The 14,591-nt window shown below is 41.9% G+C and carries 11 protein-coding genes; 9 read left to right on the forward strand and 2 right to left on the reverse strand.

What is annotated here, in order from left to right:
• Positions 1 to 342: 342 nt before the first annotated feature.
• The 8 genes from ACE2AL_RS04965 to yjiA all read left to right on the forward strand — a co-directional run bounded on the left by ACE2AL_RS04965 (position 343) and on the right by yjiA (position 10,131).
• A complete protein-coding gene (locus tag ACE2AL_RS04965) occupies positions 343 to 1,023 on the forward strand; it encodes a VWA domain-containing protein (RefSeq protein WP_206082982.1) in 681 nt (226 codons plus the stop codon).
• A gap of 3 nt (positions 1,024 to 1,026) precedes the next feature.
• The gene (locus ACE2AL_RS04970; protein ID WP_206082981.1) at positions 1,027 to 1,779 is read left to right on the forward strand and encodes a PP2C family serine/threonine-protein phosphatase; all 753 of its coding nucleotides are present in this window, start codon (positions 1,027 to 1,029) and stop codon (positions 1,777 to 1,779) included.
• A complete protein-coding gene (locus ACE2AL_RS04975; RefSeq protein WP_272539481.1) occupies positions 1,779 to 3,215 on the forward strand; it encodes a DNA-binding protein in 1,437 nt (478 codons plus the stop codon). The genes ACE2AL_RS04970 and ACE2AL_RS04975 overlap by 1 nt, the downstream gene beginning before the upstream one ends.
• 12 nt (positions 3,216 to 3,227) lie before the next feature.
• The gene (locus tag ACE2AL_RS04980; protein WP_375084077.1) at positions 3,228 to 5,777 is read left to right on the forward strand and encodes an energy transducer TonB; all 2,550 of its coding nucleotides are present in this window, start codon (positions 3,228 to 3,230) and stop codon (positions 5,775 to 5,777) included.
• A 16-nt stretch (positions 5,778 to 5,793) separates the two neighbouring features.
• A complete protein-coding gene (locus ACE2AL_RS04985; RefSeq protein ID WP_206082978.1) occupies positions 5,794 to 6,246 on the forward strand; it encodes a WG repeat-containing protein in 453 nt (150 codons plus the stop codon).
• A 421-nt stretch (positions 6,247 to 6,667) separates the two neighbouring features.
• Positions 6,668 to 8,821, forward strand: a complete 2,154-nt coding sequence (locus tag ACE2AL_RS04990) for a carbon starvation CstA family protein (RefSeq protein ID WP_206082977.1) — start codon at positions 6,668 to 6,670, stop codon at positions 8,819 to 8,821.
• 101 nt (positions 8,822 to 8,922) lie between these two features.
• Positions 8,923 to 9,126 carry a YbdD/YjiX family protein gene (locus ACE2AL_RS04995; protein WP_004260586.1) on the forward strand — a complete coding sequence of 68 codons (204 nt, stop codon included), beginning with the start codon at positions 8,923 to 8,925 and terminating at the stop codon, positions 9,124 to 9,126.
• A gap of 36 nt (positions 9,127 to 9,162) precedes the next feature.
• Complete coding sequence (gene yjiA, locus ACE2AL_RS05000) at positions 9,163 to 10,131, forward strand: GTPase (RefSeq protein WP_375084080.1); 969 nt, start codon at positions 9,163 to 9,165, stop codon at positions 10,129 to 10,131.
• A gap of 361 nt (positions 10,132 to 10,492) precedes the next feature.
• Here the strand turns inward: yjiA and ACE2AL_RS05005 are convergent, their stop codons facing one another.
• A complete protein-coding gene (locus tag ACE2AL_RS05005; RefSeq protein ID WP_375084081.1) occupies positions 10,493 to 11,815 on the reverse strand; it encodes a serine dehydratase subunit alpha family protein in 1,323 nt (440 codons plus the stop codon).
• Positions 11,816 to 12,023: 208 nt separating this feature from the next.
• Positions 12,024 to 13,370: an MATE family efflux transporter gene (locus ACE2AL_RS05010; protein WP_206082974.1), complete on the reverse strand. Its 1,347-nt coding sequence runs from the start codon at positions 13,368 to 13,370 to the stop codon at positions 12,024 to 12,026.
• 199 nt (positions 13,371 to 13,569) lie between these two features.
• Between ACE2AL_RS05010 and ACE2AL_RS05015 the strand changes: the two genes are divergently transcribed.
• Complete coding sequence (locus ACE2AL_RS05015) at positions 13,570 to 14,466, forward strand: diaminopimelate dehydrogenase (RefSeq protein WP_206082973.1); 897 nt, start codon at positions 13,570 to 13,572, stop codon at positions 14,464 to 14,466.
• The last annotated feature ends 125 nt before the right edge of the window (positions 14,467 to 14,591 follow it).

Genomic DNA, 14,591 nt, shown 5'->3' on the forward strand with positions numbered 1-14,591 from the left:
TTATATTAACAATTATTCATAATTTGTCTCTCTTTTTTACGCTTATCGTGCGTATAGGTAAGGGATGTTACTAATGAATAATGGATGTTAGAAACATTTAGTTTTAAGCTGGTATTTTTATAAATATTCATTGTTTTTCTTTTTTTTAATTATATTGGTTAATTTTTTAGGTTTAAATACTTAGGATAATTCTCATTTAAGATAAAATATATAAGAGATAAAAGTTATCATATTCTTGAGATTATTCTTATTATATTTATCTATTCCTCTTTTTTTCTTAGTTTCATTCGTGGTGTGATTCTGTATATTGGTATTTTCGTCCCAATAAAATAAGGAAAGTGCATGAGTCAACTTATCATTCCTGATGTTGCTCTAGTTGATAACAGTGAGCAACGAACACCATTGGTTTTAGTATTAGATTGTTCTGGCAGTATGTACGGCGAGCCGATAAATGAATTAAATGCAGGTTTACAGATACTCGAAAAAGAATTGAAGGATGATGTTATTGCGGCAAAGCGGGTTAGGATCCTTGTTATTCAATATGGTGGAAACGACCAATGTTCGATTATTGGTGATTGGTGTGATGCCATGGATTTTACTGCACCTATATTAGAAGCGAATGGGACAACACCAACAGGGCAAGCTGTTATGGTGGCGTTAGATGAAATAGAAGCTGAAAAACAACGTTTTCGCCAAGCGGGCGTCGCTTATACCCGTCCTTGGTTATTTTTAATGTCAGATGGTGCTCCTACAGATTTATGGGAAGAATCGGCACAAGTTTGTCGCCAAGCGCAAAAAGATCAAAAAGTGGCGATGTTCCCTATTATGGTTGATGGGGCAAGTGCGCAAGTTATGGGGGAGTTCAGTATTGCAGGCTTGAATGGCGTGAAAAAGCTAAAAGGATTGCAATTTAAAGAACTCTTTTTGTGGTTGAGTGCGAGTATGCAAGTGGTTTCCCAATCGACACCAGGTGGGCAAGCTCAACTCCCTTCAACGGATAGCTGGTCTACAGTGTCGGTATAACGTATGAGTTGGTCAATTTATTGCGCATCAGTTCAAGGGCACTCTCATCGGGAAAATAACCAGCCTTGTCAAGATGCATGGTCTGTGGAGCATACCACAAATGGCTTAGCGGCTTGTGTATGTGATGGCGCAGGGTCTGCTCGTTATAGTGAGATTGGTTCACGTTATGTTTCAAGGTTATTTGTTCAGCGAATTTCTGAATTTGGTCATGTTGACTATTTAAGTGTTGAAGAAATACAACCTGTTATTCTTCGTACACTGAGTGCTATTCGTGAACAATTGGTTTCCCTTGCAAATGATAAGCAGGGTGAGTTAAAGGATTTTGCTTGCACGCTTGTCGCTGCATGGGTTGGCAAACGCCAAGGCTTTCTTTTTCATTTAGGCGATGGGGTAGCCATCGCTTCTTACCAACAAAATGGGCGTCTTATTGATAAGGTTTCCGTGCCAGAAAATGGGGAGTATGCCAATCAAACGTGGTTTTTAACCTCAAGTGATTGGCAGGAACACTTACGTATTACGCCTATCGTTACAAAAATAGAGCGGATCATTTTAATGTCTGATGGCGTACAACCCTTTGCTATGAATAAACAATGTGACGCGCTTTATCTCCCTTTTATTGAACCTGTCACTCGTTTTTTACAGCAAAATGATGAGCAAACGGGAAGTGAAGCACTAAAAGGGACGCTTGATGACCCTCGCACTTATTCAATCACTGGGGATGATAAAACATTATTTGTAGCATTTAGGGAAATGTAATGGCGGTGGTTAATAAGATAAAACTTGTCGATGGGCAAGGGCAAGTTATCCAGCTGGGTAAATTAATTAAAAGCGGTGGGGCGGGCAGTGTTTATCATATTGCATCAGCGAAGGGGCAAGTCGCTAAGCTTTACCACGATAAAATTGATAAAGCGTTATATCGTCGAAAGACATCAGCAATGTTAGCATTAAAGCCGAGTTTACCGCCGATTACTGATACTGCAATTCCCGTCGTTCAGTTGGCATGGCCAATCAGCCAGTTATTTAACCAGAAAAAACAGTTTGTTGGTTTCGTTATGCCTGAGCTGGATGTGAGAGCATCCATTGAGCTTGAATATATTTTGCAAGAAAGGCAGGCGAGGGAAAATAATTTACCCGTTGGATTGGGGGCTAAAATTCAACTCGCAACCAATTTGGCAATATTGGTTGAGGCGATTCATCAACAAAACCACTTTATCATTGACATGAAACCCGTGAATTTGCGTTTTTATCGGGAAAGCTTATATGTATCAATGTTAGATTGTGATGGCTTTAGTATTCAAGGGGAAAAAGAACGTTTTGCCGCAGGTCAATTTACGGTCGATTACCTTGCCCCTGAATTTCAACACGCCAAAAGTGTTCCTCAATCTCAAGAATCCCAGCAAGACCGATTTTCTTTGGCCGTGATTTTATTTCAATTATTGAATTTTGGCATTCATCCATTTTCTGGTCGACCTTTGCATAATCAAGTGCCAAATGATTTACCCAGCCGAATTGCAGGAAAATATTATGCCTATGGGGTAAAGGCGCATCAAGGGATAAGCCCTGTGCCAACCAGTGGACATACTTTCTTACCTAATGATATTCGCCAATTATTTGATAAAGCGTTTAGTGGCTCTCCAGCGCAAAGGCCAAGTGCAGCCGAGTGGGTACAGTGTTTACGCACTTATGCACTGCGTAGCCAGAAAAAGATGGTGGTATGTAGCAAAAATAAAGAACATCAATATTTTGTTGGATTGAAATGTGCTGCCTGTGAACGGGTTAAGCAATTAAAAGTTGCCAGTGAAGCATTACAAAAAACACGGCAGCAAAAAAATGTGTATAAAACACAAGTTAGGGGGCAAACGCAAACTCGTCGAGTTGTTCGTCCTCAACCTGCACCGCCAATTACCTTTACACCACCAGCGTGGTTTACGGCGATTAAAAAGGTACATATTTACACATTTTTTGCTATCGCTGTTCCCTTATTGATGGCGTTTATTATTAGTCGCATTACTCAAAACATGAAACCCGAAACATTATCACCTGCGACTTTTTATCAACATTGGGCGCAGGAAAATTTAGGGGCTGATATGGCTCTGAGTCTTATTACTTTAGTCAGCATATTGGGACTGGGCTTATTTTTCTGGTTGGGGCTCTTTTTACCCATCAAATCGATTTTGACCAAAAAGCCATAAGGAAGGATGACGTTGAAAATAAAACTGAGCCCACTTCTTTTATTACCTTTGGTCTTGTTGTTTGCTGTGCCTGCATTGCCTTTTTTCTTTAGCTATGGTGTGTTTATTGCGTTATTTGAACTCGGTGAATTAATTTGGCCGAGTGCTTTGAATGTCAGTGATAACTTATTCCTGACAGTGATGTGGTTATTTGGATTGACGTTTATTATTGCATTGTCGATAGGTGCTGTTCGCTTTCAAGCGAGGCAATATTGGCGGGCAGCTATTATTACATTGGCAGTATTTAGCGTCATTACACTTTTAAATATTCCGTTAAGTTCGGAATCAAACCAACGTTGGCGGGCACAAACACTCATTGAACAGCGTGATTGGCAATTATTCCAGAATGAACAAAACACGGCTGTGAGTGGTGTGTTATCAGGAATTATTTATAACCATGAAGCTAACACTGAAGTTGAAGCGCGATACCATGAATTGCAAGCGCGTATTGATAAGATGGATAAGCTTGCAGAATTAGAGCCACAAAGCGCAGCAATGCGTGCAATATGGCAACCCTTATTGCAAACAAATGCGCCAGTTTCAAACGACGAAATTTTTCAATTACAAAATGCGAGCCAATATTTGCCGCAAGATGGGGCGCTTGCTTTCGCCGTTGGTTTGCTTACATTACGCAAAACTGAGACCGCAGAAGATAGCCTTATTTTCTTTATTCGTGCTATTGCTGCGCAGCCGAATAACGCCACTTATTGGAAAGGTTTGGGGCTCGCATATAGCTTGATAAAAAGCCAAGTCGATAATAGCGATGCGAATTTAAAGAATGCGTATGCTGCACTTATTTTTGCACAATATCTGAGTCTCAGTGATAAATGGTCAGAATCCCCCTCTGAATTATTTGATACGCAAAGCGCCGCAATATTTGCAAAAGAAATTCAACATCTTTCTACAGTGGAACGCCAAAACTTTTTTATCTTGCAGGCAAGGAGCAATATACAGGTATTAGATTGGTTCAGAGAAACCGTGGATGAACAAACACAAGTATTGGCAAAACAACCATTATCAATTAAAGGAATATATGGGGTTGTAGAGCTTGCGACGTACTATGATCGAAGTGACCCTCGTTACCCTGGGAAAATAACGATTAATACAGAGGGAACTGCAATTGAGCCTAGCTCTGTTAATGACGTTCGTTACCTTTCGATTAAATATGACATCGATAATGTTACCGCAACTGTTGCGGTAGATGTGAATGAAGAAGGTGTTCCTGCATTCACGTTAATCGATACCACCAGTGGTGTAAAAAATTATGATATCGCAGCAGAATATGCAGTGAGTCAATTACGATTTGAGCCGACAAAGCAGCCAGCTCGCCACCTAGTCACTGTTAGCTTTAAAAGTACGGTGAAAAGCCTGGATGATTATGCGCAAGAAGTTGGGCTTTTAGTGGAGAGCGCCAGTAAGGCTTTAGCAAGGCATAATGAAAAATCGTTCGGATATGTGATCAAAAGGCTCGTGAGTTATGTGAATAATACAGTCCCCGCTAAATATACACGCAGCGCTGGTTCATCTTATGAATATTACCAGCAGCAGCAGGAGATCTCAAAAGAGATACGCGCAACATTGCGACAAGCGGATAGCCGTTCTAAATCCAACGGTGAAGCGTGGGAAAGTAACACGCAAAGAGTTCGTTCATTATTACTAAAGTACCCAAATAACATTGAAGTGCTGAGTACAACGGCAAGAATGGAATTAATGCATTTCAATGCGGCGCGCACGTTATTAACCGAAAATAAAGCATCTGCCATAAAAGATGGCTTTGTTGATGATGAGCAACATTGGCGTAATTTACTGTTGAGTGCACGGGCACACTACCTACAAATTATCACCATTAACCCAAACCGCATTGACGCCTGGTTTGCTTGGGGGGTGACGATGATAGATGAAGACCCTGAGTTGGCGGCAGGTGCATTTGCATTAATGCATTATAATGCGGGTAATAGCCTAGATCAGCGTTTGATGGTGGCGCAATCTCGTTTCTTTTTATTTGGTTTGCCTGATGAAACCAAAGCGCGGGTGAATATTATTAATGCGCGTATGGCACTGCTGTATAGTAAAAGTGAATTGCCTGCATCAGCTACAGAGCAGGAACGTCAAGAGCTTGAAGAACAAAAGGCGTTGGCTCAACAAGTGATGCCTGCGGCAGTACCTTTTGTTTCATCCCCCCGCATTTCGCCTATGAGAAATGAAAACCTGACTGACAGAGTGATAGTAAATGTAGATGCTTCGGCTTTTGGTATTCAAGAAAAAACATTGAAACTTCCTATTATCTCAACCGAATTTGTGGGGAATAAGCAAGGTGAAGCAATTTTGAAAATTGATGTACCAAAAGGGGGCGTGCCAAGCTCTATCATGTTACAGCAGAGTAGTGGTGTGGATTATTTTGATGATGGCTTAATTTCAGTTGCCTATCAGTGGCGGTTTAATTCAGCGTCTCAAAATAAAGTGTTATTAATTCCAGTGACTTTTAACCAATCCAGCGATGCTTCGCTAAATTATAAGCCATAAAGGAATAAGGAATAGGATGAACCGATCTAAAATTGCTGTGTTACTTGCCTTATTTGGCTCTGCACCTTTGTTTGCACAAAATCTGGATCAACAGTACAGCCTATGGGTGGATGACCAAAAAAGCCAAATTCATTGCTTTGAAGCCAAATCGCCTTTTCAATATTGTTTACAACAATCAGAAGATGGCAAGTTAATTGTTGCGGATAAACATAATCAAGAAGTTTATCAAATTTACTATTTTGATAATTGGCCTGACGAAGCCCAAGAGGGGGTTTATCGTATTCGAAAGGGAAATAAAATTGGTTTTGCAGATGCTGTAACAGGGAAGGTGGTTATTGAGGCAACATATGATTGCGCCTATCCCTTTGAAGACGGCAAAGCTAAAGTTGGGGTAGGGTGTAAAACGCAAACAGATGGTGAACACAGCTGGTGGGTTGGCGGGGATTGGACAACAATCACACTACCCTAAGGGGACTAAGTACTTAGATACGCTTTTTCCGGGTATCTAAGACGTTTTTTACGATTTTCATGATGTTTATTTACAATTAATTCGATTTTAACCATATTATTTATATTACTTAACTTATTGAAAAACAGTTGTTATTGTTATGTAGATCACAGTTTTCATCCTGTTAAACCTTCCTTAAAACCATTCACGGCAAAATTCAAACCGCTTAATTCTGTATGGCACCGCTTAGTGTAACTTTAGTCATTTGCAGAGTGTAATTTCTTACCATAGACACCATGGCAGAGCTCAAAATTTTCGATTTAATACAGTTCAACCACTGCCAATTAAAAAACCATCAATGACAAGCAGCACTATGATGTTGTTAGCGTGATGGTAAATACAAAATCAAAGGCATGTTCGTTTTACCTCAGAAGGGTGTTCTATGAACAAAAATGGTATTTTAAAGCACGTTCCGTGGATGATCCTTGGGATCATCGGTGCAATTTGTTTAGGGGTTGTTGCGCTAAGGCGCGGCGAGCACATTAGTGCGCTATGGATAGTCGTCGCATCGGTGGCGGTTTACCTTATTGCTTATCGCTATTACAGCTTGTATATCGCGAAAAAAGTGATGAAGCTGGATGAAACCCGTGCGACTCCAGCGGTCATTAATAATGACGGTTTAAACTATGTTCCAACTAATAAAAATGTCCTATTCGGTCACCACTTTGCGGCAATCGCAGGGGCAGGGCCATTAGTTGGGCCTGTACTGGCAGCGCAAGTAGGGTATTTACCAGGTACGCTATGGTTACTGGCAGGGGTTGTATTAGCGGGTGCGGTACAAGACTTTATGGTGTTGTTTATTTCGTCTCGCCGTAATGGTGCTTCACTCGGGGAAATCGTTAAAGAAGAGTTAGGCCCAATTCCAGGAACGCTAGCACTCTTTGGCTGTTTCCTCATTATGATCATTATCCTTGCCGTATTGGCGTTGATCGTCGTAAAAGCCTTGGCAGAAAGTCCATGGGGTGTATTCACCGTGGTGTCGACGGTACCAATTGCTTTGTTTATGGGGATATACATGCGATATCTCCGACCAGGGCGTGTTGGTGAGGTTTCCGTCATCGGTATCGTGTTGCTGGTGGCATCCATTTGGTTCGGTGGCGTTATTGCTCACGACCCATACTGGGGTCCTGCACTGACATTTAAAGACACTACGATCACTTATGCGCTGGTTGGTTATGCATTTGTTTCTGCACTATTACCTGTATGGCTAATTTTAGCACCTCGTGACTATCTGGCGACTTTCTTGAAAATAGGGGTTATTGTTGGATTAGCGATTGGTATCGTTATTCTAAACCCTGAGTTAAAAATGCCAGCTGTGACGCAATTTGTTGATGGTTCAGGTCCAGTTTGGAAAGGTACGCTGTTCCCATTCCTGTTCATTACCATTGCCTGTGGTGCGGTATCTGGTTTCCACGCCTTAATTTCTTCCGGTACAACACCGAAACTGTTAGCAAACGAAAAAGATGCACGTTACATCGGTTACGGTGCAATGTTAATGGAATCTTTCGTTGCGATTATGGCATTGGTTGCTGCATCGATTATCGAACCAGGTTTATACTTTGCGATGAACACCCCACCAGCAGCATTAGGCATTACAATGCCTAACCTGCATGAATTGGGTGGCCCAGATGGTGCGGCTATTATGGCTCAACTGAAAGATGTTTCTGTTCACGCAGCGGCAACGGTCAGTTCATGGGGCTTTGTGATTTCACCTGAGCAAATCATGCAAACGGCGAAAGATATCGGTGAACCGTCTGTTCTGAACCGTGCAGGTGGTGCCCCAACATTAGCTGTTGGTATTGCATTCGTATTCCACGAAATCATGCCTGCGGCAAATATGGGCTTCTGGTATCACTTTGGTATTCTGTTTGAAGCGCTGTTTATCTTAACTGCATTGGATGCAGGAACCCGTTCTGGCCGCTTTATGCTGCAAGACTTATTGGGTAACTTCGTTCCATTCTTGAAGAAAACTGACTCACTGGTTGCAGGTATCATTGGTACGGCAGGTTGTGTTGGCTTATGGGGTTACTTACTGTATCAAGGCGTTGTTGACCCACTGGGCGGCGTTAAGAGCCTGTGGCCACTGTTCGGTATCTCGAACCAAATGTTAGCCGCAGTTGCGTTAGTCTTAAGTACGGTTGTCCTGATTAAGATGAAACGCAGTAAATACATCATGGTGACAGTATTACCTGCGGTATGGTTATTGATTTGTACCACTTGGGCGTTAGGACTGAAATTATTCAGTGATAACCCGCAGCTTGAAGGCTTCCTGTACTTAGCGAAATCTTATAAAGATAAGATTGCCGCAGGTGGTGCAGAGCTGACAGCACAAGAAATTACTAATATGAATCACATTATTATTAATAACTACACCAATGCTGGCCTGAGTATCCTATTCTTAGTGGTTGTTTACGGTATCATTTTCTATGGTATCCGCGTGGGAATGAAAGCACACAAAAACCCAGAGCGTACAGACAAAGAAACACCATATGTCCCTGTACCGAAAGAGGGCGTGAAAGTTTCATCTACACACTAGTGACCATTCGACACCATCGAGCGGTTAATGTGGCTCGATAACTGAACGGTAGCCCTACATTGTGTGTTCATGATGTAGGGCATTTGTATTTGGAGAGGCTGATGTTTGGAAACCTTGGTAAAACAGGCAAATATTTAGGGCAGGCAGCTCGTATGCTGATTGGTATTCCTGATTATGATACTTATGTTCAACATATGAGTGACAATCACCCTGATAAGCCTGTCATGACTTACAAAGAATTTTTTCGTGAAAGACAAGATGCGCGGTATGGTGGAAGTGGTAAAGGCGGATTCCGCTGCTGTTGATGCTCACAGTGAAACAATGATGCAAAGAGGATAATAATGAAACCAATTAATGTCACAATCCTAACCGGTTTTCTCGGTGCGGGTAAAACCACGCTCCTTAGCCATATTCTTCATGCAGAACATGGGCATAAAATTGCAGTCATTGAAAATGAATTTGGTGAAGTCCCGATTGATAATGCTATTATTGGTGACAGAGCCACACAAATCACTACCTTGAGTAACGGTTGTATTTGTTGTTCTCGTTCAAGCGAATTAGAAAATGCATTATTGGATTTATTAGATGGCCTCGACAGTGGCAAATTGGATTTTGACCGCCTAGTCATTGAATGTACAGGAATGGCAGATCCTGGCCCTATTACGCAGACTTTTTTTTCCCATGACGTGTTATGCGAACGATTTTTATTAGATGGCATTATTACGTTGGTGGATGCAGTTCATGCAGAGAAACAACTGAATGATTTTGCGATTGCTCAAGCTCAAATTGGCTATGCAGACCGAATTTTATTAACCAAAACCGATATCAATCCAGATACTGATCCCCTGTTAGAGCGATTGCAACGTATTAATGCCAGAGCGCCAATTTACCCAGTTATTCATGGCGACATTAACTTACAGCTTTTATTAGATATTGAAGGTTTTTTATTAGACTCGCAACTGAAGGTGAATAAACCGACTTTCCGTTTTGCACCAAAACAGCAAAATGAAGTGGAATCTATTGTCGTGGAATTCGATTACCCTGTTGAATTAATGGAAGTTTCACAGGTAATGGAAGATTTACTGCTCGGCTTTGCGGATAATTTATTGCGTTACAAAGGTATTTTATCCATCAAAGGCGAACCAAAACGTCTGTTATTCCAAGGGGTTCAGCGCCTCTATAGTGCAGACTGGGATAGAGACTGGGAAGTTGATGAACAACGCCGCAGTGTATTGGTATTTATTGGTATTGACCTACCCGAAGATATGATCCGTGAAAAATTCGCCGCCCTAGAAGTTAATTCAAAATAGAACAATTAAAAAAAGAAATTCAAAAAAAGAAATTCAAAAAAAAATTCAAAGTCATTAGCGGCGTAGCAAGGCGGCAAAAGAAATAATCCCTAGGAGCATACACAAGTATGTGACTAGGGTTGGTGAATGCAGCCAACAACGCTACGGCGTTAAGGACGAAGAATTAGCGGCCGTAGCAAGACGGCAAAAGAAATAATCCCTAGGAGCATACACAAGTATGTGACTAGGGTTGGTGAATGCAACCAACAACGCTACGGCGTTAAGGACGAAGAATTAGCGGCCGTAGCAAGACGGCAAAAGAAATAATCCCTAGGAGCATACACAAGTATGTGACTAGGGTTGGTGAATGCAGCCAACAACGCTACGGACGAGCTTTTGACGCCATAATCTCAATAATCTGCACATCAGTATGCCTCATTGACCCTGCTGCTAATGCACACAAATTAGCAATCGACTGGTCAACATTATCCGACACAATACCGTCAGATCCTCTCACACAGCTATTATCTAAGGCCATGAGGACAGCTTTATAGGCTGCACTGGCGCTGGTGGAGACTTTCATTGCACAACTGTTTGATGCACCATCACAAATCATCCCGCTGACATCACCAATCATGCTGGAAATCGCCATTGCGACGACTTCATAGCGTGATTCCAATAGCCATGCAATCCCAGCCGCTGCACCCATAGCAGCGGTTGTTGCCGCACACAGTGCAGATAACGCAGGTAACTGATTATGAATATAAATAGCCATTAGGTGGGATAACATCAACGCACGAGCCAACTGTTCTTCAGAGGATTGTAAATAGTCTGCAGTTACCACAACAGGCATGGTTGCGGCAATACCTTGGTTACCTGAGCCAGAGTTGCTCATTGCAGGTAAAACCGCGCCGCCCATACGGGCATCGGATGCGGCAGAGGTGCGGATCATAATTTCGGACATTAAGTCTTTCGATAACAAACCGCGATCACGCTGAGTTTGCAACGTTTTCCCAATATGTAGGCCATAGACATTACGCAGACCTTCTTGGGAAAGGGCTTCATTTAGCTGGGCGGCTTCTAAAATAAAACGGATATCGTCTAATGGGGCTTCAGTTGCAAATTGGTAGACGGCCTTTGCGGTAACGGGCGGTAAAGGGATATCTGCTGCACAATCAACAGGAAGATCCTCTAGGGGTTTTCTTGATAAGGTATCAAACACAGTTTCATTATTATGGGTTATCTTCACAATGTTGGTATGTGAACCCGTGATAATCACAGTCGCTGAGCCTGTTTGGGTATGTACCGTCGCTTCGGAATAGATAACGTCTTCGCAAGGGTGTTTGATATCAACAGTCACTAGTCCTTGTGCTAACATAGTTTTACTCAATGCAATGGCATCGGCCGAAGCGGATTTTAGAACCTCTAAACCCGCATCCGCATCGCCGCCAACCGCACCTAAAGCGGCAGCGATAGGTAACCCTACCATGCCTGTACCTGGCACCGTGACACCCATACCATTTTTCATCAGGTTAGGGGAGACAAAGGCACAAACGCGAGTGATGTCACCGTCAAGGAAGGACGCTGCTTTTGCTGCAGCATAAGCCAGTGAAATTGGCTCGGTACAACCTAAAGCAGGCTTAACTTCTTGTTTTACCGCATTGATAAAATATTGCCAAAGTAATGGTTGTGATTGCGCATGCATGGCAGCTTCCCTTAATGAAATCTTCTTTGATTTTATTATTTTAAACAACCTGTTGGAGAAAAACTTCACTATGTTCGGGGATATATTGGGGAGAGGGAGAAAAAAAATCTCCAAATGTTGAGATAAAAATAAAATATTTTTAAATTTGAGCTTTGTCACAAAAATCCTGCCTATAAAACAGGGCAGGACATTGTGATTGTTTTACCGATTAACTCTCTACATCAAGGCGTTTACTTTGCCATTTCCGTGAGCGCCAGCGCCATGCATTAGTTAAGCCACGCAGCCATTCATCGGCAAAGAAGCCGAGCCAAATTCCCAGCAAGCCCATTTCCATTTTTATCCCTAAAAAATAGCCGAGTGGAATCGCCACTCCCCACATAAAGATAATGGCAGTACATAATGGGAAGCGCGCATCCCCAGAGGCACGTAACGCATTCACCATGACAATATTAATGGTGCGCCCTGGCTCTAAAAATACTGAGAGTAAAAATAAGGGTAATAAGAGATCGATAATACCTTGGTCATCGGTAATGTTGTTTAGAATAGGATCGCGAAGTAACCAGAAAGCAATAACAACACCGATAGTGACATAAAAGCCCATTTTTAGACTCTTGATACCGCGAATATAGGCATCTTGGAAGCGTTTTGCGCCAACCAGATGACCCACCATGATCTCATTACCTATACTGACAGAAATACCAAACAACATGATAAATAAAGATAATTGGAAATAAAGCGTTTGCGCAGCGAGGGAAGTTTCTCCCATTAACCCAATAAAGGCAGATGCTGTCATAAAATGTAAAATCCACACAAGGTTTTCCCCCGCTGAAGGTAAACCGATATGCAAAATTTTACCGAGCATCTTACGTGACCAATGAATGAGCATCATTGGGACAAACTTTATTCGTAACCCATAGAATAATAAGCAGAAAAGTAAGATGACAGCAACAATACGTCCGACTACGGTTGACCATGCCACACCTTCTAAACCATATTGTGGCAAGCCGAAGAAACCATAAAGCACAATGATATTACCAACAACAGTAATCAGGTTGGCAATCAATGTTACCCACATGGCAGGCTGTGCTTTGCCATAAACCCGTAAACATGCCGCTAAAATAATGGAAATTGCTTCAGGAATTAAACAAATCCCTAAAATACGTAAATAAGTATAACCATCCGCCATTAAATGGGATGGCATATTCATGATTTTTAGGATGGTATAGCCAAAGAATACCGCGACTAATGCACTGGAAAAACCCAGAATAAAGTTAAAGGCGATGGAGATGTGAATCGCTTGGCTGGCTTTTTCACGGCGGCCTGCCCCTAAATATTGTGCGATAACCACACTGCATCCCACACTAATAAAGTTAAAAATAGTGATAAAAAGATCAAAGACTTGGTTACCCACCCCCATTGCAGCAAGGTAAGCCGTCGATACATGGCTAACCATGTAAGTATTAATTAATAATGTGGCCAAATGCAGAAAAATATCGATAAAAATTGGCCAACTGAGCGAAAAGAGTGACCGCTCAGTCACATCAGACTGATGCATTGAGAACCTTTATATATTTATGAGAATTAAGAATAGTCGTTTGAACTGGGAATTCTACATGGAATTCATTAATGAAAATAGGGTTAAAATGCCCCCAATTTCGTAAAGTGAATGTTTTGTTTACTTTTAATTAATCTGTTAGATTTAATTTCGCTATAAATTAATTAATAAGCAACATCAGAACTGTATAGGAGTAAAAATGACAAAAATTAAAGCAGCAATAGTGGGATATGGCAATATTGGCCATTATGCGCTAGAAGCTGTTCTGGCCGCTGATGATTTTGAGCTTGTTGGTATCGTTCGTCGCAATACACAAGATATCCCTGCTGAACTTGCCTCGTATAAAGTCGTCGATGATATTGAAAAACTAGGGAAAGTGGATGTTGCGCTCCTGTGCTCACCAACCCGTGCAATCGGGCCACTTGCGGCAAAAATTTTAGCATTAGGCATCAATACTGTTGATAGCTTTGATGTGCATTCAGACATTGTGGCGCTGAAAAGAAGCCTCGATGATGTTGCCAAGCAGCATAATAGCGTCGCCGTTGTCTCAGCTGGCTGGGATCCAGGTTCTGACTCTATCATGCGTACTTTAATGTTAGCCATGGCGCCAAAAGGGGTGACTTACACCAATTTTGGACCAGGTATGAGCATGGGGCACAGTGTTGCGGCAAAAGCGATTGATGGCGTGAAAGATGCGTTATCGGTAACGATTCCATTAGGAACTGGGGTACATCGCCGTATGGTGTACATTGAATTAGACGCAGGCGCAAAATTTGATGATGTTGCTCAAGCGATTAAAGCGGATAGCTATTTTGCCTCTGATGAAACCCATATTCGCCAGGTCGATAGCATTGACGCATTAAAAGACGTTGGGCACGGTGTACACATGACGCACAAAGGCGTTTCGGGTGCTACACACAACCAATTGTTCGAATATTCAATGCGTATCAATAACCCTGCATTAACATCACAATTTATGGTTTCAGCTGCGCGCGCTTCAATGAAGCAGGCGGCGGGTGCTTATACTGTAATTGAAATCCCACCGGTGAATTTCCTGCAAGGTGATTTAGACACATTGATTGCCAAACTCGTCTAATTACGCTTCTATTTGTGGCATGAAACGTTAAGTTCATGCCATCTTGCTGATGTTTTTTACACTTTATCTTGGTTGTACTTTGTCATTCGGATTTTGGCCACTATTTATTTTTTGCGTTATCAAGT

The sequence above is a fragment of the Providencia xihuensis genome, assembly GCF_041953405.1.
GTDB classification, from domain to species: Bacteria; Pseudomonadota; Gammaproteobacteria; order Enterobacterales; family Enterobacteriaceae; genus Providencia; species Providencia vermicola.